This window comes from Ruegeria sp. BA2, from assembly GCF_056539605.1.
The window spans coordinates 17,527-41,213 of sequence record NZ_JBQFVE010000001.1 but is presented as its reverse complement, the minus strand read 5'-3'; the positions used below and the strand labels follow the sequence as shown (position 1 = coordinate 41,213).

Sequence of the window (23,687 nt, the reverse complement as noted above, 5' to 3'; positions counted from 1 at the left end):
CGCCCCACAGGAAACAATCCCTGCAAATTTCCCCGCCTCTTTCGATTTCGTGATATACAACGAGTGAGTTGAGGCTGGGGGGCCGAGATGACCAATTCTAAAATTCGCAGTATTCTGACATCCGTTTTGATCGTTACGGCGCTGGTGGTGGCATCGGGCGCCACCGCAACTTTGATACTTGCCCCTGATGCGGCGTATGCCAAGAACGACAAAAGTAATGGGAATGGAAAGGGTCGCGGCGGAGGCAAGGGTAGTTCTGGAAAAGGCAACGACGGCAACAAAGGCAAGGGAAAGTCCGGAAAGGGCAGCGACGGCAACAAAGGCAGCGACAAAGGGAAATACGGCAAAGGTCAGGGTGCCAAGAGCGCTGGCAAAGATTTCGGCAAGGCCAAGTCCAATGCGCGACGTACGGAGAAAGCATTCGGGTTTAACAAGAAGCAAAAGCCAAAGTCCCACCGGTCGACCTATACCTCGGCTAAAAACAAGGGGCGGAAAGGCAAAGTCCAAAGAACCACACTTGCGGGCATTGGAAGAGAATTTAAACGCGATGTCGAGCAGCTATTCGGCAAACGTTCACGGGTAAAAACAAAGGCAAGCGCGAACCGGGTAAAGAAAACCTACCGCAAGGCGTCGGTTGCTCCGGTTGAATATTCCCCAAGACCCGTTGCTCGGACAGATTATAGCAACAAGCGCTATGACGAAAAGAAGCCTGGCAAGCCTCGCTACCGCGACCCACTTGTTGCGGCGATCACCGATCCCTATGGCTCGGATAAACTGCGTAACCTGAATGCGTCCAAGGCAGCGGCACCGGCGTTCCGCAATGCTTCACCCAACAGCAATGTCGGCAAGATTGCGAACTATCAGGCTGCGGCAGAAGCTTATTATGACTTGCGCGGAGACCTCTATGAGGCGCGCGGTGAACTGCGCGAGCTGAACGAGAGCTACGATGGCCGCAGTAGTGAAGACATTTCTGACGATATCGCCGCGCTTGATCCCGCAGATCCGAACTATGATGACGATCTCAGTGCACTTGAGGATGAACTCAGTGACGCAGAATCCTATGAAGAATCGCGTGACAATTTGCGCGAAGAAGTAAGGGATCTGAGATACGAAACACGCGACGCTTTGCAGGATGCAGAATCCGCGTTCTTTGACGCGTCAAAAGGGAGGTCACTGACTAAGGGGACCCTGGGCGAATTCCACGGATATCTCGATCTTCCTCAGCCGCGCTACCGGAACAAGGACGGGGCGACGATACAACCGGTGACTTACGACCTCGATGACTACGACTATTCGCACGTTAAAAAGAACTACGAAGAAACCAGCTTTCAACTGCGTTATGACAGGCTAACTGCTGATCATACGAAAAAGCGCTACCGCTTTTACCGCGACCCACTTGTTGCGGCGATCACCGATCCCTATGGCTCGGATAAACTGCGTAACCTGAATGCGTCCAAAGCAGCGGCACCGGCGTTCCGCAATGCTTCACCCAACAGCAATGTCGGCAAGATTGCGAACTATCAGGCTGCGGCAGAAGCTTATTATGACTTGCGCGGAGACCTCTATGAGGCGCGCGGTGAACTGCGCGAGCTGAACGAGAGCTACGATGGCCGCAGTAGTGAAGACATTTCTGACGATATCGCCGCGCTTGATCCCGCAGATCCGAACTATGATGACGATCTCAGTGCACTTGAGGATGAACTCAGTGACGCAGAATCCTATGAAGAATCGCGTGACTATCTGAGGGCTGAAATTAAGGACTTGAGAGTGGACACTCTGGTCGCCGAGAAAGAAGCTGAACGCGCATTTTTTGAGGCTTCGAAGGGCTCGTTTCTGACCAAGCAATCGCTTTCCGAGTTTCATTCGAACCTGCACCTGCCGTCTCCTGGCAAGTAGTTTTGTTGTAAGCTGCGCGTTCTGATCGGACGTAAGAATCTAGTTACCGCTTGCCTCAAAGGGGCTGGTCGCCCATATCAAACTCATGCTGCGTCTAACCCCCATTCTGTTGGCCATCGCATATGCGGTTGTTATGTACCGGATTTCCGTCTGGCGCACACATCGTGAGTTGGATGCAAAGTCCACCGAGTTGGCCGACCCTGCGCTAAAACGCATGACTGACCGGCTGGCGGCGGCATTGGAAATTGACCGGGTCCCCGTCTATATCTATGAAATCGATCCCGTTAACGGGCTGGCCGCGCCGGACGGGCGGATATTCATCACGCGTGGGTTTTATCGCAAATTCCGCAATGGCGAAGTTTCGGCAGAGGAAATGGCGAGCGTGATTGCACATGAACTAGGCCATGTGGCCCTTGGCCACGCGCGTCGGCGAATGATTGATTTTTCAGGTCAGAACGCCCTGCGCGCCGCATTGATGATGCTTCTGAACCGCTTCATCCCCTTCATCGGTGCATGGATCGCCAATATGTTGACGCATCTGCTGGCCTCTCGTTTGTCGCGGAGCGACGAATATGAAGCTGACGAATATGCAGCCGCGCTTTTGACCAAGGCCGGCATCGGGATTGGGCCGCAGAAATCTTTGTTTCACAAGCTTGAGGATTTGACGCAGCAGCGTGCAGGCGTCGTTCCCGCGTGGTTGATGAGCCATCCAAAAACGGATGAGCGGATCGCGGCGTTGGAAGTTCTTGAGCAAAAGTGGGGCGCAGGAGGTTAGGATCGCAGCGAGGGGCCAGCCCCTCGCGCTCCCCGGGATATTTTTGGCCAGATGAATGGGATCCCGAATTAGCTGCTCAGAGCTTTGCCAAGGCGCGGCAGACGCGCTTTTTTCATTAAGCTGCGCAGGGTCCATTGATCGCCGGATAGGCGGTTGGCTTCGGCAAGGACAGTGGTGGCGATCTGCGTCAGACCCTCTGATTCCGACAGCCAGAATTCATGCAGCAGCCCGTCGGGATCGCGACGATGAAGCCCCTCCTCGGCCAGTATATTCTTGGGAAAGTCCTTGGCATTGACAGTGACAATGACATCTGCCGAGCTGGTGACCGCCGTTGCCAGAACATGAATGTCAGTAGTATCCGGCAGCCAAAGGCGCTGTTCAGTACCGTGGCTGGCCGGTTGCTCAGCACCTGGCCATTGGGCCTGAACCAATGCTATCTCAGCGCGGGCCTGTGCTTCCCCTTCGGGGCCGAGCTTGCGGGCGGCGCGGGCCCATTCTTCCAGGATGCGCGCTGACCAGACAGGGGTGAAATGGCCAAGCTTAGCAGCGCCCAGCAACATCTCTCGCATCACTGTCGGATAAATGACGCAGGTATCCAGAACTGCTTTCACAGCCGGTAGAACACGGCTTTGAGGTAACCGCTTTCTGCCAGTTGTGGCAGTTGCGGATGGTCCGGTCCAGCAAAGCCTGTGTGGATCAGTTGGCTCTGCCGCCCTGCCCGCCCGATCCCGCGGGAAGACGCATCGCGGAACCGTCCCAAATCAGCGGCATGAGAACAGGAACATAGGCCAAGATATCCACCCGGTTTGACCAGCGGGGCCGCCAGACGCGCGATGCGTTCATACGCACGCAAACCCGCGTCCAGCGCCTGTTTCGAAGGCGCAAAGGCTGGGGGATCACAGATGACGACGTCGAATGTCGCGCCTTCTTCGCCGAGTTTGGTCAGCACATCGAAGGCATCGCCCTGCCGGATTTGGAAACGGTCAGCAAATCCTGAGGCTTTTGCACCTTGGGCAGCCAATCCCAACGCCGCTGCCGAGCCATCAACCGACAACGCTTGTGCAGCGCCACCTGCCAGCATGGCCAGACCAAAGCCGCCGACATGGCTGAACACATCCAGCACCTGCGCCTTTGGATGAACCAACCGGGCAGCAAAGGCATGGTTTGGGCGTTGATCGTAGAACAATCCGGTTTTCTGCCCTCCGGTCAGGTCAGCCATGTATGTGGCACCATTCATTGGCACAGGAAGAGGCTCATCTGGCGCGGTGCCGCGCAAGGTCAGATTGACGTCGTCCAACCCTTCCAGCCCGCGCGTGCGGCCTGTGGCGTTCTTGAGCACGGTGCTTATGCCGGTCACCCTGACCAGCGCATCGGTCAAGGCTTCGAGATGCGCTTCGGCCCAGGCCGCGTTGGGCTGGATCACGCAGGCCTCCCCGAACCGGTCGATTATGACGCCGGGAAACCCATCCGCCTCAGCATGGATCAGACGATAGTAAGGCGCATCGAACAGGCGCTCGCGCATCCCGAGCGCGCGGTGCAGACGAGTTTCGAACCATTCCGCATCCAACTGCGCGTTGATATCACGGTCTAGCACCCGGCACATGATTTTTGAGGCCGGATTCACCGCGACCAGAGCGATTGGGGCGCGTTTGTCATCCTCCAACACAGCCAAAGCCCCTGCCGAAATCTTGCGGGTTCGACGGTCTGTAACGATGTCATTGGCGTAGACCCAAGGAAACCCATGGCGCAGGCCGCGCGCATTGGCCTTGGGTTTCAATCGGATACGGGGGCGGTCGGATTGGTCTGTCATGGCGCCCTCATAATCGCGAATGAACGGGTGCGAAAGCCCCGTTAACGATTGCGCTTGCGCCAGCCGCCGCGCCGTTTGGGGGCTTGGGCAGCCTGCAGACCTTCGGCCAGTACCTGCGTCATCGGATGATCCGCCGCCTGCGCGGAATAGCCCGTGTGCAGCGCGCTCAGGGCCTGTTGCTGATCCCGGTCTTCGGGCAGGCTCAGCGCCCAGTCCAGAAAGATGCTGCGGCATTCAGGCAAAGTGATACCTTCGATGCGATACGCCTCGCGGATCAGACCCTTGTGGTCGTTTGGATCATCACTGCGTGCCATTTTCATTCCCTCCGACAACCGTGCCAATCAGATCGGCTGCGGTGCTGTAACTGTCTTGCAATGCAGATTGCAGCTGTTCGACCTGATCAAATCCAGTCGCCCGGCAGAGAAACGCGGTGCCGCCCTCACCAATCTTGTCGGCCTCGATCACCTTGCCCGACAGCAACCGCGCTGCACATTGCACCGACCAGCATAGATCGTAACTGTCCTTGAGGGTTTGCGCCTGCGCGACATCCAGCAGACCAGTAGCGACCGCGCCATCCAGGCCCGAATGCACATCGCGTTGGGGCAGTCCGGCCAGCAGCGCCCCAGTTTCAGCGATCAGTTCGATATCCATCATCCGGCCCGGCCCGTTCTTGGCGTCCCAAACCCCAGCGGGGGCTTTGGCGGCGGCCAGCCGTCCGCGCATCTCTGCGACTTCCTTCAGCACTTTATCGCGGTCGCGCGGTTGCGACAGAAACCCGGCACGGAAGGCTTCGATATCCTCGGCCAGCCCGGCGTCGCCTGCAACCACATGGGCGCGTGTCAGGGCCAGATGCTCCCACACCCAGGCTTCATTCTGTTGGTAGTTGGTGAAGCTTGCCCAACTTGTGGCCACCGGCCCCTGATTGCCCGAGGGGCGCAGGCGCATGTCGACCTCGTAAAGTCTGCCCTGCGACATCGGCGCGCTGAGCGCGGTGATCAGGGCTTGGGTGAAACGGGCGAAATAGGTTCGCGTGGCCAGAGGACGGGGGCCATCAGACATATCCTGATCCAACGGATCGTATATAACGATCATATCCAGATCGGATTGCGAGTTGATCCGCCCTGCCCCAAGCGAGCCCATGCCCAGAACTGCTGCCCCGCGACCCGGCGCAGGCCCGTGCTTTTGGGCAAATTGGTCTACAACATGGGGCAAAACGGCCGCAATGACGGCTTGCGCCAGTTCAGCATATTGCTGCCCCGCTTGCACCCCGTCGATCAGTCCGCGCAGATGGTGTACACCGATGCGAAAGTGCCATTCCTTGCACCATCGTCGCGCCAGATCGAGCTGTGTCTCATAGTCGCTTTCTTCTGACAAAGCCTGCGCCAGATCGGCCTGCAAGGACGTAAGCCCGGGCCAGTCGCTGAAGAAACTGCCACCTATAACCGCGTCAAAGACCGAGGCATTGCGTGACAGATGGGTTGCAAGTGCGTGCGACGTTCCAACGATATCGACCAACAGATCAATCAAGTGCGGGTTCGCCTCGAACAACGAAAACAGCTGAACCCCCGCCGGCAATCCCGCCAGAAACCCGTCCATCGCCAACAACGCTTCTTCGGGTTTTGCGGTCTTTGACAGACGCGATAAAAGCTCGGGTCTGAGGCGTTCAAAGATCCGGGCACCCCTTTGCGATCGCAGCGCCGGATAAGTAGGCCAACGGGCCAGTACGCCCTTGTCGAATTCAACCTCTTCCCCTGGCGCAGGTGCCGCGCCCGGCCCGGGGGCAAAGAACCCCTCGGTCAGTTCATGGACCTCGGTCAAACGTTCGGTGAGATCGGCGGTCAGTTCGGCGCTACTGACCCCCATCAGACAGGCAACCCGTTCTATACCGTCTTCTGAGTTCGGCATCTTATGGGTCTGCGCGTCATGCACCATCTGTATGCGATGCTCGACCTCGCGATGGGCGCGGTAGTGATCGGTTAGCTTCTCGGCCACGTCTTCGGGCACCCAGCCCTTCGCCGCAAGCGCCGCCAGCCCAGGAACAGTGCCTCGCACGCGCAGATCAGGATCACGCCCGCCCGCGATCAGCTGGCGTGTTTGGGTGAAGAATTCGATCTCGCGAATACCACCCTGCCCCAGCTTCATGTCGTGGCCGGGGATCGAAAGGCTGCCGCCCGTTCCCTTATTCTCGCGAATGCGCAGACGCATATCATGGGCGTCTTGAATCGCAGCAAAATCCAAGTGCCGCCGCCAGACAAACGGGCGCAACGCATCGAGAAACCGCTGCCCTGCCACGATATCTCCCGCACAGGGGCGCGCCTTGATGTAAGCCGCGCGTTCCCATGTGCGCCCAAGGCTTTCGTAGTACCGCTCAGCCGCCTCCATCGCCAGACAGACGGGCGTGACCGCCGGGTCAGGTCGCAGACGCAGATCGGTGCGAAACACATAGCCATCCGCGGTCTTGTCGCTGAGCGTGGCACAGAAATTCCGTGTAGCGCGCACCATACCCTGCCGGGCATCATAGAAATCATCCGGGTCGAAACGCGTCTCGTCAAACAGCACGATGAGATCGATATCCGAGCTATAATTCAGCTCATGCGCACCCATCTTGCCCATGGCCAGAATGACCATGCCAGCCGCAGTTTCGACGTCATCCAGGGTCATCCCCGGCAGTTTCCCGCGTCGGATCAACGCTGCAATCTCGGCCTTTGCGGCCACATCAGCAGCCAGCGCGCCAAAATCCGTCAGCGCGCCGGTAACCTTTTCCAGCGGCCACGCCCCTGCCAGATCTGCCAGCGCGGTCAGCAAGGCCATTCGCCGTTTCGCCTGCCGCAGACCAGGCTTTAGCTGATCCGGCGGCAGCGCGCGCGCTACCTCCATCACCTCTGCTAGTGCCTGATCCGGTTGCTGCAGCGCATGCGGCAGCCAATACTTTTCTTGATCAATCAACCCTTTCAGGTAGGGGCTGGAGCCGGCAGTGCCAACGATCAACTCGCCCTGCTCGGCCGTCAGATCGGGCAGTGCAGATCGCGTCTCCTGACCCAGATCAGGATGAAACGCACGCGGCATGCGTGTGATGGCAAGAGGCTGGCTCATGACCGTTCCAGCGGTGTGTCCTGACTGAAGGTGTTGATCCAGACGTCATGGCGCCGCTCCCATAGCGACGAAATCAGCATGGCCTCGGCATCAGGTGCATCCGGACGCGTATAGTCCGCCCGATAGCTTAAAAGCACGATATCTGACGTCAGAACCCGCAGCTTGACCTCGGACAGCTCATAGTTCGACATTGTCGGTGCATCGGCGAATTGGCCAACATGATCATCCCGATTGGCGAACCCGGTCGGATAGACGCCCAGAAAATCCGGGCTTAGCAGCGCCCGGTCAGCCTCAGCATTGCCCTCGACCAACGCCGTCCATACCTGCTTTTCCAGCGTGAGAATTTGATCGAGTGACGGTGGGCTGCTGTTATCGATGTTTTCCATTTGCCTTTGACTTGTGACAGCTGAACATCAGATGCGACCTGCGCACATGATCGGTCAGATTTGGCTTTGCCCTGTCCGTAGGAACAGCAGAAAGGGCCGTTTGACCAAATCGTTATACCCACTGATCCACCGGCGGCAAATCGAAAGTGAACGGATTTTCAATCCCCTGTTCAGCCAAATCCCATTCGTCATAGTGCCCATCCTCACGAAACTGAACAAATGCTGCCTCCAGCAGATCGTTCAAATTCGCTAACTCGTCCCAGGCGTCGCCCAGACTAAACTTTAGCATCGTGAGTTGATCTGACAGGCCATCCGGAACATGGCCGAACTCTACACTCTCAAGATCCGGGAAAGGTGTTCTCCAGTATTCTTCAAACTGAACCGGTCGGGTTATCCCATTGTCATAGTTTATCTCGCCATAGATTGAGACCGTGGCCTCGAGCATATATGATCCGAACCCAACCATCTCGAGCTCGTAAGAAACCTCGAATCCGAGGGTGAAATCAGTAATCCCGTTTTGATAGAGCTCACCTGCGATCTCGACGGTTTCGTAATACCCATATGACGTCAATACCGGATCGCCATTCGCTTGAAACATGTCTGCGCGGAACGATTCACCACTCTCTGAGTTGATCGAAAGATGATGAAACTGAGCCGACTGACCATAAAACGAGCCTTCAAACCCAAAGGCGGAATTGGTCTCGTAAGAAACGATCAGGTCCCTTCCATTCAGGTTCACAGTATCAACCTCTATTTCCTGAACGTGGAACAGCTCGGAAATCTGCGCGACGCTTTCACCAGACTCCATCTGGTGGTTCGTGGCTACCAGGTAGAACTCTGCTTCAAGCCCGCCTGCCCAGTTATAAACTTCAACTTCAGCCTCCATTGATCCATTTGAAAGCGTGTGAAGATCGATATCGGGCAGATCATCTTTGCCCTCCTGATCGCTGGGATCGAGGTTCGTAAACGGAAGCTCAATAGGGTTGCTCGAATTTGCACTGTGATCCAGCGCAGCAACGGTGCTGACCGAGACGACGGCGCCCAGATCCGGTTGAGGCACCGCCATCGCTCCATCCGTTAAGATATCTAAATCCGCGTCCGAACCACTGCTCGCATCAAACGCTAAGGTGAATTCATCCTCTGGCCGAAATGACCATTGCGACATGTTTAAGGCATTCATTTCCACGGCCTCCCTTTCCGCCCAAAGTCAGATTTATGTATGCACATAATCCCCGACCGCTAGCGAAGGGGTTGATTATTAAGAGATCTTAATCGGGCCCTTAACTTCTCGCTTGCACCGCCCAATCGAATTGCCCGGGTTAGTCAAGCATTCTTGCTTCACCAATATTCACATTGCTCAAAAGACCGATTTTCCCAAAATGTAAATCTTTTTCACATTACCCCTTGCATCACCCTTGCACCCCTCCCATCTAGGAAATGTGAAAAGCATTTACATCCTAACTGGAGAGAGCACATGACCGCATTGTCCGACCACGCCGTTCCCCAAAACCCGGGGTGGCTGCACCGAAGCGAAGCTTGGCTTGATAGCAAAGGCAAAGGCGCCTGGATCGCCGCAATGGTCCTTGGCTTTATCTTCTTCTGGCCCATCGGCCTGGCCTTTCTTGCCTATATGATCTGGAGCAAACGCATGTTCAGCAAATCCTGTAGCCGTCGTTCGTCGTGGAACAGCCACATGAGTGCCATGAAACCCTCGGGCAACAGCGCGTTTGATGCGTATAAGGCCGACACCCTGGCCCGGTTGGAGCGCGAGCAGAAGGACTTTGAGGCCTTCCTGCACCGCCTGCGTGAAGCCAAGGACAAGGCCGAGTTCGACGAGTTCATGGACGAACGCGCACGCGACAATCGCGACGACACCGATACTGGCGAAAAGCCTGCCTGATAGCCCTTGCCCTGCCCCGATCTTCGGGACAGGGTGTTCCCGCACACGACCTGGACTAAACTACATGTCTCATCTGCCTGATCCCGACAGCCAGCCCGAATTCTATCAATCCGTGGCAACCAAGCGCTTTTTCGCGTGGCTGTTTGATATCGCCTTTATCTCGCTGCTTTGCACGGTCGCGATTCTGCTAACGTTTGGCATGGGCTTCTTCATTCTGGCCTTGATCTACGCCGTGGTCAGCTTTGTGTACCGCGTCGTTACCATCGCCAACGGCTCGGCCACTTTGGGGATGCGGTTCATGGGGATCGAGTTGCGCGACGCATTTGGTGCCCGGATGGATACGGGCAAGGCGGTCGCGCATACGGCAGGCTATTTCGTCAGCATGGCGTTTCCTGTTTTGCAAGTCATCTCGGTCATCATGATGATGACCAGCGCCCGCTGCCAGGGCCTGACCGATGCCTTCCTTGGCACGGTAATGATCAACCAGCGCGCTTAAAAAACGCCTGAGTGAAGCACTTGGCGGCGCCCAAAACCGTTGCTATCATCGGTCCCGAGGAAATGCGGGACCTTCATGCGACACACGCTGCCAATTGCGCCACAATTCTATGTGACGGCACCCCAACCCTGCCCTTACCTTGAGGGCAGGATGGAGCGTAAGCTGTTTACCGCCTTGCAGGGTGACGGCGCAGACCAGTTGAACAATTGCCTGTCGCAACAAGGGTTTCGCCGCTCGCAGAACGTGCTCTACCGTCCATCCTGCACCGATTGTGCCGCTTGTCTTTCCGCCCGCATCGAAGTCGCAGCCTTTCAACCAAGCAAAAGCCAGAAACGTGCCTATAAGCGTAATTCCTATCTGACCCGGCGCGCCACCTCGCCCTGGGCGACGGATGAGCAGTTTGACCTGTTCCGCCGCTATCTGGATGAGCGTCACGCGGATGGTGGCATGGCCGACATGGACGTGTTCGAGTTCGCCGCGATGATCGAGGAAACCCCAATCCGCAGCCGCGTGGTTGAATATGCCGATCCCGAAACCGGCGAATTGATCGCCGTCAGCCTGACCGATGTTCTGGATGACGGGCTGAGCATGGTCTATTCATTCTATGACCCGGAGTTTCAGCAAAACTCTTTAGGCACCTATATGATCCTCGACCATATCGAGATCGCGCGCGAGGCCGGGCTGCCCTATATCTACCTGGGCTATTGGGTGCCGGGCAGCCCCAAGATGGGGTACAAGGCCAAATTCGCCGGCTTGCAGGTTTATATTCAAGGTGAGTGGCAGCGGATCGAAAATCCCGAGCAGTATGCGCAGACGGCTCATCACCCCTTGTCCTCAGCCCCCATTGCCGAGCAAGTGGCCAATATCCAATTGCCCGACCGCCATCCCACCAAAGGTTAATCCGTCATGCGGCAGAGGATTCATGCGGTGACGCTGGTCGTCCCAGATTATGACGACGCGATCGCGTTCTACACCAACACACTGGATTTCACGCTGGTACAGGACATCGATTTGGGTGAGGGCAAACGCTGGGTGCGGGTCGCGCCTCCGGGCTCAGTAGGTGCCTCATTGTTGTTGGCCAAAGCCGATGGCCCGGAACAGATCGCCTCGGTGGGCAATCAAACCGGGGGGCGGGTCGGGTTCTTTCTCGAAACGGATGACTTCTTTCGCGACCATGCGGCAATGTTGGAAGCTGGTGTTGGATTCGAGGAGCGCCCGCGCCATGAACCCTATGGAATTGTCGCCGTATGGCGAGATCCCTTCGGCAACCGTTGGGATTTGATTGAATTTTCAGCAAGCACAGATTCTGAGTAACGGCATATATTCCATGCTGTTACAGTGAAATCGCTCAAACTTTGCCTAACTATTAAGCAATCTTAATGAAGCCATCTTGGCCTTAGCGATTGAAAGCTGACGTAAGGTCACCAAATAAGCCGAACTTCTAAACGCTCAGCCCAAAACTGAGACCCGCAGCCAACACATACGCTGCCCGGGCTGGTATTTTTTTGTTGCCGCGTCAGGTCACCCACCCTGTCGCTGAGGTTCTGAAGGAGGGGGAAATGAAATACGCCGCACGCCGTCTGGTCTCGGCCTCGCTGACGACCCAGATATTAATCGCTCTGGCCCTGGGCTCGGTCTTTGGTCTGGTTTTGAACTATCTCGATATTGCTGCCCTCAACACTGCGCTCGTGCACGGTGTGTTGTCGATGCTGGGGCAGATGTTTCTGAACGCACTTCAGATGCTCGTTGTGCCACTGGTCGTATTCTCATTGCTGTGCGGCGTTGTCGGCATTGGTGATGTCAAACTGCTGGGTCGCGTCGGGGGGCTGACCTTTGTCACCTATCTGGCCACGACCGCATTGGCCGTGACGACCGCCTTAATCTTCGCGGGCCTGATTGGCCCGGGCACCGGGTTCCAGAGCCTGCATTTGGCCAGCGATGGCGTGAGCGTCACCAACCCGCAGACCACGTGGGAGATTTTGGCGAACATCATTCCCAAGAACCCGATTAACGCGCTGGCCAATGGTGAGATGCTGCAGATCATCTTCTATGTGATGGTCGTAGGCATCGCTGTCCTGATGATGGGCAGCCGGGCCAAGGCTTTTGTCCAAGGTTGCGAGTTCATGAATGAACTGGCGATGAAAATCGTCTCAATCGTCATGGCCTTCGCCCCCATTGGCGTTTTCAGCCTGATCGCCAAGACCTTTGCGATGGAGGGGTTCGGCCTATTTGGTCCGGTCATCGGCTATCTGACCACGATCAGCCTGACGCTGGTTTTCCACCTCTGCGTTACGCTGATGGCGCTACTGTATTTCACCACAGGGCTCAGCCCGCGGATGTTCCTGCGCAAAATGCGCTCGGCGCAAGTGTTTGCATTTTCGACCTCAAGCTCGAATGCAACGATCCCGGCCAGCCTGCAATGTGTGACACAGCGCGTCGGTGTTGACCGTTCCGTGGCCTCGTTCGGCATCCCCTTAGGGGCGACGATCAACATGGACGGCACTGCGATCATGCATGGCGTGGCGACGGTATTCCTGGCCAACGCCTATGGCATTGATCTGGGGCTGAGCGGTTATCTGACCGTGATCTCGATCTCGGTTCTGGCTTCGATCGGCACGGCGGGTGTACCGGGCGTGGGGATCGTGATGCTCGCGATGGTTCTGAACCAGTTGGGTATGCCGCTGGAAGGTATCGGTATCATTCTGGCGGTTGACCGGATCCTCGACATGATGCGGACGGTCGTAAATGTCACAGGCGATGCGGTGGTGACCACAATTGTCGGGCAAAAGGTCGGCAAATTGGACCAAGCTGTTTTCGACAATCCGGGTGCCGGAGTAATCGAGACAGCCGATCTGGAAATCGATCACGCCACAGAGCAGGAATTTGCAAGGCTGACGCACCCGCAAGCACAATCCTGAACGAAAAACGGAGGCCCGATTGGGCCTCCGTATCTGTTTCGTATCCAGATCAGATCAATTCGGGATCAAGTCCGGCACGATGGTCACAATTGACGGGAAGAACCACAGGATTGCGATGCCCACCACCTGAATGATAACGAACGGTATGATGCCGCGATAGATGTGGCCTGTTGTGACCTCTTTCGGCGCAACACCCCTGAGGTAGAACAGAGCAAAGCCGAATGGTGGCGTCAGGAACGAAGTCTGCAGGTTCACCGCCACCATGATGGTCACCCATTTCGGATCGAACGATCCGCCATAGATCACTGGCCCCACGATTGGGATCACGATGTAAATGATCTCAAGGAAATCCAGCACGAAGCCCAGAATGAACAGCACCAGCATCACGATCAGGAAGACCGTGAACTCGTTGTCAAAGCTGCGTAGGAACTGCTGGATATAGTGTTCACCGCCGAACGAGATTACAACCAGGTTCAGCAACTGCGAGCCGATCAAGATGGTGAAGACCATCGAGGTCACCTTGGCCGTCTCGCGCACCACTGGCGTCAGCACTCCGCTTGAGAACAGCACCCAGCAGCCATAAATCAGCCCGAACAGCGCGTACAGATAAGCCGAATAGGCGATGATGAACGCGATCCAGCTTTCGACCGAGACATTGCCTTGATTAACGCGTAGATCAAAGTTCACGCCCATCAGTAGCGAGATAATCACGGCAAAGGTTGACCAGATGATCACCTTACCCGACCGGCCCTGATCCTGAAGCTTGCGATAGGCTGCCAGCATGATGGCCCCACCTGCCCCCAGCGCCGCTGCAGGCGTTGGGTTGGTGACACCGCCAAGGATCGACCCCAGCACCGCGATGATCAGAACCAGCGGCGGAAAGACCACGCGGATCAGATCATTGGTGGCGCATCGCGCGGCCGCCTCTTTGCAGCCATACATGGCAATTGCGAATGGTATGGCCAACAGCAGGAACGTCGCACCTGACGAGGTTGTCGGTGCGATCAGCAGTATATCGACCAGCAGCATCAGCAGCAGACCGATGGCGCCTAAGATCAGCGGCTGTGGTGCGCGCGACGGCGCGATACCGCGACCCAGCACCAGAGTCAGACCCAGCAGCACGACCATCACGGCGACGCCGTTGCCAATTGGAGCGGCGGCGGCGATCTTGGCCTCTTGTGCTGCAGCCAGTTCCTCTTCGCTCAGGCGCTGCGATTCTGCTGCACCACCGGCGGCATCAATCGCTTCCTGCTCAGCTACGGCCTGATCCCAAGCGGACTGGCCGTGCAGCTCGATCATCGACGCTTGGCATTCCGGCGACACGTTTGTGCGCAGAGAAGCACCCTGCCCGATATCTGTAAACGCTGAAACCGAGATGTTCTGGCTGCCGATCACGCCCGCGCTGCCCAGAAGCATCGCACCCGCGATCAGAGCAACCGGTGCGCCCAACAGCCATGTCAGGCCTTCTGAGCGTGTGATGGTTTCACCCGTGCCACCTGACAGCTCAACTGCCGGCGCCTTGTGCGGATTCAGCAGTGCATAGCCAAATGCGTAAAGCGCATAGAGCAGCGCCAGCATGATCCCCGGCAGCAGAGCCGCTTGGAACAACGTCCCGACTGAGACAACCGCTGGTTCACCCAAATAGGTCAACGCGTCGGTACACCCTGCCTCAACCGCGCGGGTTTCCTGCGCGGTGGAATAAAGATCACCGGCCAGCGTCCCCAGCAGGACGATCACGATGGAGGGCGGAATGATCTGACCCAACGTGCCCGAGGCCGCAATCACACCCGTCGCCAGTTCCGGCGAATAGTTGTTGCGTAGCATGGTTGGCAGGGCCAGCAAGCCCATCGTCACCACCGTCGCGCCAACGATCCCGGTCGAAGCGGCCAGAAACGCGCCCACAACCACAATCGATACGGCCAGACCGCCGGGCAGCGGCCCAAAGACGCGCGCCATTGTGGTCAGCAGATCGTTCGCGATCTTGGATCGCTCCAGCGTGATGCCCATAAGAACAAACATCAGCACGGCCAGCAGTGTTTCGATAGACTGCCCGGCCAGAACACGTTCGTTCATGCGGTTAACAATGAACGAGACATTCCGATCAAGCGCGGTTTCCCAGCCTTGCACGAAAACCGGCTCGGCTATCCTCGGTAGATCAGGGTATCGGAAGACGGATATGACATCGGGTTTGACCCCCGAATTCACCACGTCCCGATAGGCTTGTGAGCCTGTGTCAATCGCCTGGTGGATCAACAGCCCGGCGCTGTCCAGCGCGGCGATGATCCCGAACGAGATCACCCCGGCCCCGCCGATGGCGAAAGCCACCGGAAAGCCTGATAGAATGCCTCCGAAGAGGCAGAAGAATACGATAATGAGGCCTATCTCGACGCCATCAAGTCCGAATAGCATTGTCTGGTTCTCCGTCCTTAATGCGCGCCTTCGTAGGCTTCTTCACCCTCACCAAGGCTGTCCTTGTCGAGGTATTTTCCAACACTGTCCGGTCCCTCCACGTATTCCAGGTACGAGCGGTACAGGAACGCGATCGCATGCAGGAACACCATGGCGGCAAAGGCCACCAGCAGGATTTTGAACAGGAAATAGGCGTTGAACCCGTTGGGACTGAACCCGATGGTTTCCACGTTCCAGCGCAGCGCGCGGGACTTGGTCACCAAACGGTCAAGGGTATCACTTGCCGAAGGTTTCGGGACGATCAGGTGCCGCCACATGAAGAACCAACCATACATCCAAGTCAGAACGGCCATGGGCATCATGAACAAAACCGCCCCGCACATATCAACAACGCGCTTGGCCTTGTGGCTGATGCCCGCATAGATCAGGTCAACGCGGACGTGACCGCCTTGCACGAATGTGTAGGTGCAGCAAAGGCACACAACCATCGCGTTGTACAGTTTAAGTTCTTCCGCGAACCAACTGATATCCATCTGAAAAGGGATACCGAAGCCAAAGGACATATCAGGACGCGTAAAGACCCGCTGCATGAAGACGATGACGATCTGTTGGATCACCATCAGCAAACCCGCCCAGGCAAAGAAACGGCCCGTCGTGTTGGCAAAGCCCTCAAGCCCGCGCACCATCCCCCACATGAAGTTCCGGTGGTAAAGACCAATGGCCGTCAGCACCAGAAACAGCGCGAAGATCACAAAGAAGAACTCGACAGACCCGCCATAGTAAATAAAGCGCATGATCGCTTCTTTGTTCGACCAGTCCAGCCAGAGCTGCGGATGCGTTATCGCGTATCCGAAATTATAGAAGGCTTCGGCAATGTTCTGAATGAACCAGATCAGTCCATTCCACAGGGCGCCGAAGAACGAGATACCGTTTTCGTCCTGCATGTTGTCCCCAGGTCGCATCGGTTGCACGTTTGATTATTGCGGCATGTCCTAGCCGCTTTTGTGCAACGGGAAAGGCTCCCCCGACATGCGGGGGAACCGTTTGCATTAAGCGGAATTGCTTATCCGCGGACGCGGTCGCGCTCAGCAGTGTAGACGCCCGACGACAGGTTGTTCCAGGCCGAGGATTCAGCCATCGACTTCATCGCACTGTCGTGGATGCGCGCGAACAGCTCGTCGCCCATGTACTGGTCCAGAACTTCCTGGCTGGCCTGACCGAAGGCATCCCAAACAGGCTGCGGGAATTCCATGACCTTGACGCCTGCGGCCTGCAGACGCGCCAATGCGGCACCGTTATTGGCCAGGAATTGCGCCAGGTTCCACTGGTGGCATTCTGCCGCTGCGATCTCGATGATCTTCTGCTGTGCGGCCGATAGGCTGTCATAAACCTCGCGGTTGGTGGCCAGTGACAGACCTGCGCCCGGCTCGTGGAAGCCCGCGGTGTAGTAGGTCTTGGTGATTTCCTGGAAGCCAGCTTTTTCGTCAGCCCACGGACCGATCCACTCGGTTCCGTCAATCGCACCGGACGACAGCGCCTGATAAACTTCGGATCCCGGAATGTTCTGCACCGATGCGCCCAGTTTACCCAGCGCTTCGCCACCCAGACCGGGCATACGGAACTTCAGACCGTTGAAATCCTCAGGGCTGTTGATCTCTTTCGAGAACCAGCCACCCGCCTGCGCGCCGGTGTTACCAGCCAGGAAGGATTTCAGGCCAAAGATTTCGCCCAGTTCATCATGCAGTTGCATACCACCGGCGTGGTAGTACCAGTTCACCAGTTCTTGCGCGGTCATACCGAACGGAACAGCGGTAAAGAACGCATAGCCCGGGTGCTGACCGACAAAGTAATAGTCAGCGGCGTGATACATATCAGCCTGACCGGACGATACCGCGTCGAATACCTCGAACGCGCCAACCAATTCACCGGCAGCTTTGATTTCCACGTTCAGGTTGCCGTCCGACATGGTGGTGATGCTGTCGGCACAACGCTGCGCGCTGTCGAAAACGCCTGCAAGGCCTCGGCCCCACGATGTCACCATGGTCAGTGTACGCTTGCCCTGTGCGTATGCAGGTGCTGCCAGTGTGGTGGCTGCAGCAGCCGAGCCGCCCATTGCCGACGTTTTCAGAAACTTACGACGATCCATATGAGTGATCCTCCCCTTCATATTCATTACCCGGGTGATGCCGGGCCGATCGTTTCCAGTGCGCGACAGCCTAGTTCCACCAAAAGGAATGTGAATACCTACTACTACGTAGCCGAGTCGGTTTTTCGGGGCTGCAGGTCATAAATCAGGCTGAATCAACCTGCTCAGCATCAAAACTGGGGACCTGAGACCGGGTTTCGCCCAATCTTTTTGCAATTTCCCCCCGGCTTGCGTATCGATTCGACCATGGGAGGATTCCGGAACCTTATCTCGCTGACCTATGCGCAGAAACTGTCGCTGGTTGCGGCGATCCCGCTGCTTGCGGCCGTAACAGCGATTGCCTTAGTGGTGGCATATCAATCCCGCGCCACGGCCGAGCGCGAAATACAGGCCCTCGAACAACGTCTGATCGAGGCCAAAAAAGAAGAGCTGCGGAACTACGTGACCCAGGCACGCAACGGGTTTGCCTACATATACGGTCGCGCCTCGCCTGATGATCAGGTCGCAAAAACTCTGGTGACCCAAATCCTTTCGGCGATGATCTATGGCAAGGACGGGTTTTTCTTTGTCTACGACTATGACGGCAACAACCTTGTCAGCCCGCGTCAGACAGAATTCATCAATCGCAACTGGGCAGACCTGACCGACAGTGACGGCACTCCTATCGTGGACGAGTTCATAACGCTCGCACGTCAGGGCGCAGGTTGGCACAGTTTCATGTGGCAGAAACCTTCGACAGGGGAAGAAGCACAGATGATCGCCTATGTCGTTGGACTGCAGGATTGGCGCTGGGTCGTGGGCACAGGCGTGTTCATCGACGATATCGTCGCCACCGTCGCAAATGCCCGCGCCGAGGTCGAAGCCCGCGTGCAACGGACATTCCTCTATATCGGCGGTATCGTTCTGGCCGCCATGCTTGTCGTTTTCGCATCCGGAATGCTGCTGAATTTTCGCGAACGCAGGCTGGCCGACGCCAAGCTCAAAGAACTGACCCAGCGTGTGCTGGACACTCAGGAAGAAGAACGCGGGCGCGTGGCTCGGGAATTGCATGACGGTATCAGCCAGATTCTGGTCGGCGTCCGATATGCGCTGGACAACGCCCGGAGACGGCTGGGGCGTGGTGAGAATGCAGCAGCGCAAGAGCCTCTGCAGAAAGGTATCGACAATCTGGGCACCGCTATCACCGAGGTCCGCCGCATCAGCCGCGATCTGCGCCCCGGTGTGCTGGATGATCTGGGCCTGGGCCCTGCCCTCAAAGCGCTGACCGATGATTTCCGCGAACGCACCGGGATCGAGACCGAGTTCTCAACCGTGGTGTTTCGCAATCGTCTGGATCAGGACAGCAAGATCGCGCTCTACCGTATCGCGCAAGAGGCTTTGACGAATATCGAGCGTCACTCGGGCGCGACCCGTGTTACAATCGACCTGCGGGGTCACAGGAAAGGCGCCACAATGCGGGTCACCGATAATGGTCACGGCCTGCGCAGCGAACCGGGCCATGTCAGCGCCGGGATCGGGCTGCGCAACATGCAAGAGCGGATCGAACAGCTTGACGGTACCCTTCGCATTCTGTCCTCTCGAGGTGGAACAGCGATTGAAGTCAGCCTGCCGCTCAGCCATATGCTGCCACCACAGGAAGATCCAACGCCAAAACGAAAGGCCGGTTTCTGATGTCCGATACGATCATTCGGGTCCTCATTGTTGACGATCACCCAATGGTCGCCGAGGGCATTCAATCACTGCTGGAAAGCTTCGATGAAATCGACGTGGTTGGAACCCTGTCAAACGGACAAGAGGCCGTCGAACAGGCAACACGTCTGAAACCTGACGTGATCCTGATGGACCTCAACATGCCCGGCCTCAGCGGGCTGAGCGCGACCGAAATCATACTTGAGCGTCTGCCGGAAACCCGCATTCTGATCCTTTCGATGCATGACAGCCCCGAATACATCTCAACCGCGCTCAGCCATGGGGCCAAGGGATATGTCCTCAAGGACGTTCCCACCGAAGAGATCAAGCAAGCCATCGACGCTGTGATGCGCGGCGAACGGTATCTGTGTACCGGCGCCAGCGGATCGCTGGAACCGAAAGACGGCAGCACGCGTGAGGCGCTGACTGGGCGCGAACAGACGATCTTGCTGGAACTCGCGCAGGGTAAATCCAACAAGGAAGTCGCTCTGGCGCTGGATATCTCGGTGCGCACGGTTGAGACGCACCGCAAGAATATCAAGCGCAAGCTTGGCATCTCTTCCACTGCTGGCCTAACCCGCTACGCGCTGGAACATGGTGTTCTGCAGGGCACCAGCCCCGGGCTTTGACGGCAGTGCGGCACGCGCTGCCCTGCCCAACCGGAAGAGATGCGCCGCAAGGCGCGTTGATGACGGGCGGGAGCGCTTCCTAACGCGGGCGAATGTCTTGGCCGTAGAAGATAAGCGTCCCATCCTCGTCAATCACGTGGAATTCGCGCTGTTGATAGGGCTGATCAAATGGCGGGCGCACACGTCCCTCGGGCAGATCGGCAAGCCCTGCGCTCAACTCTTCATAAAGCGCATCGATCTCATCGACATCAATGTAAAAAGATTGGTTGTCTCCCAGCGGTTTGCCATCTGATCTCGGCGGGCATTCCAACAGACGTATGGCAACCGAACCCAGCCTCAAAAAGGCATAATTCTCTTGCTTGAAAGTGCAGCTAAATCCAAGCCGGGTGCAATAAAACTCAATCTGATCATCCAGAGACGAACACAAGACAAAAGGCGTAAGTTGCAATATCTGTGGCATAAGCTTCGACTCCCAAGTGGATACGGTTTCAGTCTAACTGCGTTAGTCCAACAGATCATCCCCGCGCAGCCCGGCGCGTTCGTAATGATGCGGTAGAACACGCCCATATAACTGCCGTGTGCGCTCAATCCCGCCGCACATCCCTTCGGTTTCGACAAATGAGAAAATGCCCACATAGCGCTTCCGCTCGCCCTCGACCGGCGCCACCCGGTGCAGCGCGTACCGCCCTTTGAAAATCTGCAGATCACCCGGCTTTAACTCCAGTTGGTGAACGCGATCCATGCCCCCGTCGAGGATTTCAGCGACCGCTTTGAAGTTCTCGTCCTCACTTGTTCGCAGATTTGGCGCGTATTCGAATGTACCACCCGCTTCGCCGTTCTGAATAGCCAACGTCACGGTGTAGTTGTTGGTGTCAAAATGCCAGGGGAAACCCCCGCCTTTTTCGACCACATTTATGATCACATCCGCCAGCGGATCATCATATCGGAAGAACCGCTCTTCAGACTCGTTCAGAGCATCGCGAATAAATGGCATGAAGCCGTCATACTCATAAATTCGCCGCAGCGGGCTTGTGGCAGAAAAGTTATCCGCGGGCACAAAAGCGTTCGACCGGTCAAAAAAGCGCCGGATCGGATGCCCGATGCCATAGCTCGGATCGTCCTGCGTGAAATAAGCGTTTGTGCGGTTGAATGACCGATGTGCTTTGGGCGCGACCGAGTCAGCCTCGGCGATCAACTTATCCAGACCAACTTCATGAACAAAACCGGGCAGAACTGCGCATCCGTCGGCATCCAGATCTCGCCGCAGGTCATTGATCAGTTGCCTGTAGGCGTACGAGTCAGCGCGGTCGATCGGATAGCGACCTAGATCCACAAGATCGTGCAGCATGTCTGACCTCCTGATGTAGCGCTGTTTTCATCAGCCTGCCTCAGCATCAAACGCTGCTCTGGTCTGTTTCAGACATGGGCCTGACGTAATCGGACCACCTGAAATCACCGGATCACACCCCAAATTACGATCAAAATTCGCGGATATTTCCCAGCCTGCGTCATTTTGCGCAACAAAATGACAAAACTTATGACCCCAGGCTTACAAAATTTTTGTTTTTGCCTGTTGACGCCCCTTCCCCTCAACCATAATGTCCCTGCACGCAAAGAAGGAGCCTCTGGCGATGAAAGCGCTAGTCGTAATCGTAGGAAACACGCGCATGGGCCGGTAACGGTAAACCATAATCGAACCCATGCGCCTCCGAAAATCTCGGGGGCTTTTTTTTGGCAACACGCAAGACACATGTCGCGAACGGAGCAAAGCAGATGACACGTGAGATGACCGGCGCAAAGATGGTGGTTCAGGCCCTCAAGGATCAGGGCGTGGACACGGTATTCGGATACCCCGGTGGCGCCGTCCTACCGATCTATGATGAGATCTTTCTGCAGAACGACATTCGTCACATTCTGGTACGGCATGAACAAGGTGCGGTTCACGCAGCCGAAGGCTATGCACGTTCAACCGGCAAACCGGGTGTTGCGCTTGTGACCTCGGGGCCCGGCGCCACCAACGCAGTCACCGGCCTGACCGATGCGCTGATGGATTCCATCCCGATCATCGTCCTGACCGGACAGGTGCCCACATTCATGATCGGTTCGGACGCCTTTCAAGAGGCCGACACCGTTGGGATCACACGACCGTGCACCAAGCACAATTGGCTGGTCAAGGACACCGACTCGTTGTCGGGCACCCTGCACGAGGCCTTCCATGTTGCGACTTCGGGCCGCCCCGGCCCGGTTCTGGTCGACATCCCCAAGGACGTTCAGTTTGCCACGGGTGACTATAGCGGCCCCAAGCCGTCGACATCACATTATCAGCCCGTGGTGAAGGGCGATCTGGAAGAGATCACGGAATTGGTCGCGGCCATGGAGACCGCGAAGAAACCGGTGTTCTACACGGGCGGTGGCGTTATCAACTCTGGCCCAGCAGCCAGCCAGTTGCTGCGCGAGTTGGTGGATTCAACTGGTTTTCCAGTCACGTCGACTCTGATGGGGCTTGGGGCTTATCCAGCCTCAGGTGAGAACTGGATCGGTATGCTGGGAATGCACGGGCTATACGAGGCCAACATGGCCATGCACGGCTGCGATTTGATGATCAATATCGGTGCCCGCTTTGACGACCGCATCACTGGCCGGATTGACGCGTTCTCGCCGAATTCGATCAAGGCGCATGTGGATATCGATCCGTCTTCGATCAACAAGGTGATCCGGGTGGATATCCCGATTGTCGGCGACGTTGCCCATGTGCTTGAGGATATTCTGAAGGTCTGGAAAGCCCGCGGACGCAAAACGGACGCGGCGAATGTCAAACAGTGGCAAGACCAGATCAACGAATGGCGCAAGGTCAACTGTCTCGCCTTCACCAACAGCGAAAAAACCATCAAGCCGCAATATGCGCTGCAACGGCTCGAAGAGTTGACCAAAAAGCATGACCGCTACATCACCACCGAGGTGGGCCAACACCAGATGTGGGCGGCGCAATATCTTGGGTTCGAAGACCCTAACCGCTGGATGACTTCGGGCGGGCTGGGCACGATGGGCTACGGCTTCCCCGCTTCAATCGGTGTGCAGATGGCGCACCCGGATGCGCTGGTTATCAACGTGGCCGGCGAAGCCTCCTGGTTGATGAACATGCAGGAAATGGGCACTGCCGCGCAGTACCGCCTGCCAGTAAAGCAGTTCATCCTGAACAATGAGCGCCTTGGCATGGTGCGTCAGTGGCAGGAATTGCTGCATGGCGAGCGCTATTCGCACTCCTGGTCAGAAGCCCTGCCCGATTTCGTCAAACTCGCCGAAGCGTTCGGGGCCAAAGGTATCCTCTGTTCAGACCCCGCAGATCTGGACGACGCGATCATGGAGATGATCAACTACGACGGCCCTGTTCTGTTTGATTGCGTGGTCGAAAAGCACGAGAACTGCTTCCCGATGATCCCTTCGGGCAAGGCGCATAACGAAATGCTGCTGGGCGAAGCCGAAACGCAGGGTGTTATCGATAGCAAGGGATCGGTTCTGGTTTAACGAAATTCGACGAAT

General features: G+C 56.9%; 21 protein-coding genes. 10 read left to right on the top strand and 11 right to left on the bottom strand.

The window, feature by feature from the left end; translation table 11 throughout:
• The first annotated feature begins 87 nt into the window (after positions 1-87).
• Both ACR0NN_RS00190 and ACR0NN_RS00185 read left to right on the top strand, forming a co-directional pair.
• A complete protein-coding gene (locus ACR0NN_RS00190; protein WP_480683674.1) occupies positions 88-1,896 on the top strand; it encodes an AAA family ATPase in 1,809 nt (602 codons plus the stop codon).
• An 85-nt stretch (positions 1,897-1,981) separates the two neighbouring features.
• Positions 1,982-2,671, top strand: coding sequence for a M48 family metallopeptidase (locus ACR0NN_RS00185; protein WP_170727934.1), 690 nt, complete (start codon positions 1,982-1,984; stop codon positions 2,669-2,671).
• A 68-nt stretch (positions 2,672-2,739) separates the two neighbouring features.
• Here the strand turns inward: ACR0NN_RS00185 and ACR0NN_RS00180 are convergent, their stop codons facing one another.
• From ACR0NN_RS00180 to ACR0NN_RS00155, 6 genes are all read right to left on the bottom strand, one after another.
• Complete coding sequence (locus tag ACR0NN_RS00180) at positions 2,740-3,282, bottom strand: RSP_2648 family PIN domain-containing protein (protein WP_170727933.1); 543 nt, start codon at positions 3,280-3,282, stop codon at positions 2,740-2,742.
• Positions 3,279-4,481 (bottom strand): RSP_2647 family RNA methyltransferase, encoded by a 1,203-nt coding sequence (locus ACR0NN_RS00175; protein ID WP_170727932.1) that lies wholly within the window; start codon positions 4,479-4,481, stop codon positions 3,279-3,281. The genes ACR0NN_RS00180 and ACR0NN_RS00175 overlap by 4 nt, the downstream gene beginning before the upstream one ends.
• Positions 4,482-4,522: 41 nt before the next feature.
• Positions 4,523-4,795 carry a hypothetical protein gene (locus tag ACR0NN_RS00170; RefSeq protein ID WP_170727931.1) on the bottom strand — a complete coding sequence of 91 codons (273 nt, stop codon included), beginning with the start codon at positions 4,793-4,795 and terminating at the stop codon, positions 4,523-4,525.
• Positions 4,782-7,574 carry a [protein-PII] uridylyltransferase family protein gene (locus ACR0NN_RS00165; RefSeq protein WP_170727930.1) on the bottom strand — a complete coding sequence of 931 codons (2,793 nt, stop codon included), beginning with the start codon at positions 7,572-7,574 and terminating at the stop codon, positions 4,782-4,784. The genes ACR0NN_RS00170 and ACR0NN_RS00165 overlap by 14 nt, the downstream gene beginning before the upstream one ends.
• On the bottom strand, positions 7,571-7,960 hold the full coding sequence (locus ACR0NN_RS00160; RefSeq protein WP_170727929.1) for a nuclear transport factor 2 family protein: 390 nt from the start codon (positions 7,958-7,960) through the stop codon (positions 7,571-7,573). The genes ACR0NN_RS00165 and ACR0NN_RS00160 overlap by 4 nt, the downstream gene beginning before the upstream one ends.
• A 112-nt stretch (positions 7,961-8,072) precedes the next feature.
• Positions 8,073-9,140, bottom strand: a complete 1,068-nt coding sequence (locus ACR0NN_RS00155) for a hypothetical protein (protein ID WP_170727928.1) — start codon at positions 9,138-9,140, stop codon at positions 8,073-8,075.
• 294 nt (positions 9,141-9,434) lie between these two features.
• On the opposite strand from ACR0NN_RS00155, the gene ACR0NN_RS00150 reads away from it, so the two are divergent.
• The 5 genes from ACR0NN_RS00150 (at position 9,435) to ACR0NN_RS00130 (ending at position 13,274) form a co-directional block, all read left to right on the top strand.
• A complete protein-coding gene (locus ACR0NN_RS00150; protein WP_170683533.1) occupies positions 9,435-9,860 on the top strand; it encodes a DUF2852 domain-containing protein in 426 nt (141 codons plus the stop codon).
• 64 nt (positions 9,861-9,924) lie between these two features.
• Positions 9,925-10,356, top strand: coding sequence for an RDD family protein (locus ACR0NN_RS00145; RefSeq protein ID WP_170683532.1), 432 nt, complete (start codon positions 9,925-9,927; stop codon positions 10,354-10,356).
• Positions 10,357-10,431: 75 nt separating this feature from the next.
• Positions 10,432-11,256 (top strand): arginyltransferase, encoded by an 825-nt coding sequence (locus ACR0NN_RS00140; RefSeq protein WP_170683531.1) that lies wholly within the window; start codon positions 10,432-10,434, stop codon positions 11,254-11,256.
• A gap of 6 nt (positions 11,257-11,262) precedes the next feature.
• Positions 11,263-11,670, top strand: coding sequence for a VOC family protein (locus ACR0NN_RS00135; protein WP_480683670.1), 408 nt, complete (start codon positions 11,263-11,265; stop codon positions 11,668-11,670).
• A gap of 245 nt (positions 11,671-11,915) precedes the next feature.
• Positions 11,916-13,274, top strand: a complete 1,359-nt coding sequence (locus ACR0NN_RS00130; RefSeq protein ID WP_170727926.1) for a dicarboxylate/amino acid:cation symporter — start codon at positions 11,916-11,918, stop codon at positions 13,272-13,274.
• A 54-nt stretch (positions 13,275-13,328) separates the two neighbouring features.
• Here ACR0NN_RS00130 and ACR0NN_RS00125 read toward each other — a convergent pair whose 3' ends face one another.
• The 3 genes from ACR0NN_RS00125 to ACR0NN_RS00115 all read right to left on the bottom strand — a co-directional run bounded on the left by ACR0NN_RS00125 (position 13,329) and on the right by ACR0NN_RS00115 (position 17,829).
• Positions 13,329-15,683, bottom strand: a complete 2,355-nt coding sequence (locus ACR0NN_RS00125) for a TRAP transporter large permease subunit (RefSeq protein WP_170727925.1) — start codon at positions 15,681-15,683, stop codon at positions 13,329-13,331.
• 17 nt (positions 15,684-15,700) lie between these two features.
• Positions 15,701-16,627 carry a TRAP transporter small permease subunit gene (locus ACR0NN_RS00120; RefSeq protein WP_170683527.1) on the bottom strand — a complete coding sequence of 309 codons (927 nt, stop codon included), beginning with the start codon at positions 16,625-16,627 and terminating at the stop codon, positions 15,701-15,703.
• A gap of 119 nt (positions 16,628-16,746) precedes the next feature.
• Positions 16,747-17,829 carry a TRAP transporter substrate-binding protein gene (locus ACR0NN_RS00115; RefSeq protein WP_170683526.1) on the bottom strand — a complete coding sequence of 361 codons (1,083 nt, stop codon included), beginning with the start codon at positions 17,827-17,829 and terminating at the stop codon, positions 16,747-16,749.
• A gap of 246 nt (positions 17,830-18,075) precedes the next feature.
• On the opposite strand from ACR0NN_RS00115, the gene ACR0NN_RS00110 reads away from it, so the two are divergent.
• Positions 18,076-19,500 (top strand): cache domain-containing protein, encoded by a 1,425-nt coding sequence (locus tag ACR0NN_RS00110; RefSeq protein ID WP_170727924.1) that lies wholly within the window; start codon positions 18,076-18,078, stop codon positions 19,498-19,500.
• Complete coding sequence (locus ACR0NN_RS00105) at positions 19,500-20,147, top strand: response regulator transcription factor (RefSeq protein ID WP_170727923.1); 648 nt, start codon at positions 19,500-19,502, stop codon at positions 20,145-20,147. The genes ACR0NN_RS00110 and ACR0NN_RS00105 overlap by 1 nt, the downstream gene beginning before the upstream one ends.
• A gap of 79 nt (positions 20,148-20,226) precedes the next feature.
• Here the strand turns inward: ACR0NN_RS00105 and ACR0NN_RS00100 are convergent, their stop codons facing one another.
• Together ACR0NN_RS00100 and ACR0NN_RS00095 are read right to left on the bottom strand one after the other, a co-directional pair.
• A complete protein-coding gene (locus ACR0NN_RS00100) occupies positions 20,227-20,607 on the bottom strand; it encodes a bleomycin resistance protein (RefSeq protein WP_170727922.1) in 381 nt (126 codons plus the stop codon).
• Positions 20,608-20,649: 42 nt separating this feature from the next.
• On the bottom strand, positions 20,650-21,495 hold the full coding sequence (locus ACR0NN_RS00095) for a HalD/BesD family halogenase (RefSeq protein WP_170727921.1): 846 nt from the start codon (positions 21,493-21,495) through the stop codon (positions 20,650-20,652).
• Between the two features lie 425 nt (positions 21,496-21,920).
• On the opposite strand from ACR0NN_RS00095, the gene ACR0NN_RS00090 reads away from it, so the two are divergent.
• On the top strand, positions 21,921-23,672 hold the full coding sequence (locus tag ACR0NN_RS00090; protein ID WP_170727920.1) for an acetolactate synthase 3 large subunit: 1,752 nt from the start codon (positions 21,921-21,923) through the stop codon (positions 23,670-23,672).
• Positions 23,673-23,687 lie beyond the last annotated feature (15 nt).

What these genes read in the sequence shown, in the direction of transcription:
- ACR0NN_RS00190 (WP_480683674.1), top strand. Translation starts at nt 88, where the DNA reads ATGACCAATTCTAAAATTCGCAGTATTCTGACATCCGTTTTGATCGTT.
- ACR0NN_RS00185 (WP_170727934.1), top strand. Translation starts at nt 1,982, where the DNA reads ATGCTGCGTCTAACCCCCATTCTGTTGGCCATCGCATATGCGGTTGTT.
- ACR0NN_RS00175 (WP_170727932.1), bottom strand. Translation starts at nt 4,481, where the DNA reads ATGACAGACCAATCCGACCGCCCCCGTATCCGATTGAAACCCAAGGCC.
- ACR0NN_RS00170 (WP_170727931.1), bottom strand. Translation starts at nt 4,795, where the DNA reads ATGGCACGCAGTGATGATCCAAACGACCACAAGGGTCTGATCCGCGAG.
- ACR0NN_RS00165 (WP_170727930.1), bottom strand. Translation starts at nt 7,574, where the DNA reads ATGAGCCAGCCTCTTGCCATCACACGCATGCCGCGTGCGTTTCATCCT.
- ACR0NN_RS00160 (WP_170727929.1), bottom strand. Translation starts at nt 7,960, where the DNA reads ATGGAAAACATCGATAACAGCAGCCCACCGTCACTCGATCAAATTCTC.
- ACR0NN_RS00155 (WP_170727928.1), bottom strand. Translation starts at nt 9,140, where the DNA reads ATGAATGCCTTAAACATGTCGCAATGGTCATTTCGGCCAGAGGATGAA.
- ACR0NN_RS00150 (WP_170683533.1), top strand. Translation starts at nt 9,435, where the DNA reads ATGACCGCATTGTCCGACCACGCCGTTCCCCAAAACCCGGGGTGGCTG.
- ACR0NN_RS00145 (WP_170683532.1), top strand. Translation starts at nt 9,925, where the DNA reads ATGTCTCATCTGCCTGATCCCGACAGCCAGCCCGAATTCTATCAATCC.
- ACR0NN_RS00140 (WP_170683531.1), top strand. Translation starts at nt 10,432, where the DNA reads ATGCGACACACGCTGCCAATTGCGCCACAATTCTATGTGACGGCACCC.
- ACR0NN_RS00135 (WP_480683670.1), top strand. Translation starts at nt 11,263, where the DNA reads ATGCGGCAGAGGATTCATGCGGTGACGCTGGTCGTCCCAGATTATGAC.
- ACR0NN_RS00130 (WP_170727926.1), top strand. Translation starts at nt 11,916, where the DNA reads ATGAAATACGCCGCACGCCGTCTGGTCTCGGCCTCGCTGACGACCCAG.
- ACR0NN_RS00125 (WP_170727925.1), bottom strand. Translation starts at nt 15,683, where the DNA reads ATGCTATTCGGACTTGATGGCGTCGAGATAGGCCTCATTATCGTATTC.
- ACR0NN_RS00120 (WP_170683527.1), bottom strand. Translation starts at nt 16,627, where the DNA reads ATGCAGGACGAAAACGGTATCTCGTTCTTCGGCGCCCTGTGGAATGGA.
- ACR0NN_RS00115 (WP_170683526.1), bottom strand. Translation starts at nt 17,829, where the DNA reads ATGGATCGTCGTAAGTTTCTGAAAACGTCGGCAATGGGCGGCTCGGCT.
- ACR0NN_RS00110 (WP_170727924.1), top strand. Translation starts at nt 18,076, where the DNA reads ATGGGAGGATTCCGGAACCTTATCTCGCTGACCTATGCGCAGAAACTG.
- ACR0NN_RS00105 (WP_170727923.1), top strand. Translation starts at nt 19,500, where the DNA reads ATGTCCGATACGATCATTCGGGTCCTCATTGTTGACGATCACCCAATG.
- ACR0NN_RS00100 (WP_170727922.1), bottom strand. Translation starts at nt 20,607, where the DNA reads ATGCCACAGATATTGCAACTTACGCCTTTTGTCTTGTGTTCGTCTCTG.
- ACR0NN_RS00095 (WP_170727921.1), bottom strand. Translation starts at nt 21,495, where the DNA reads ATGCTGCACGATCTTGTGGATCTAGGTCGCTATCCGATCGACCGCGCT.
- ACR0NN_RS00090 (WP_170727920.1), top strand. Translation starts at nt 21,921, where the DNA reads ATGACACGTGAGATGACCGGCGCAAAGATGGTGGTTCAGGCCCTCAAG.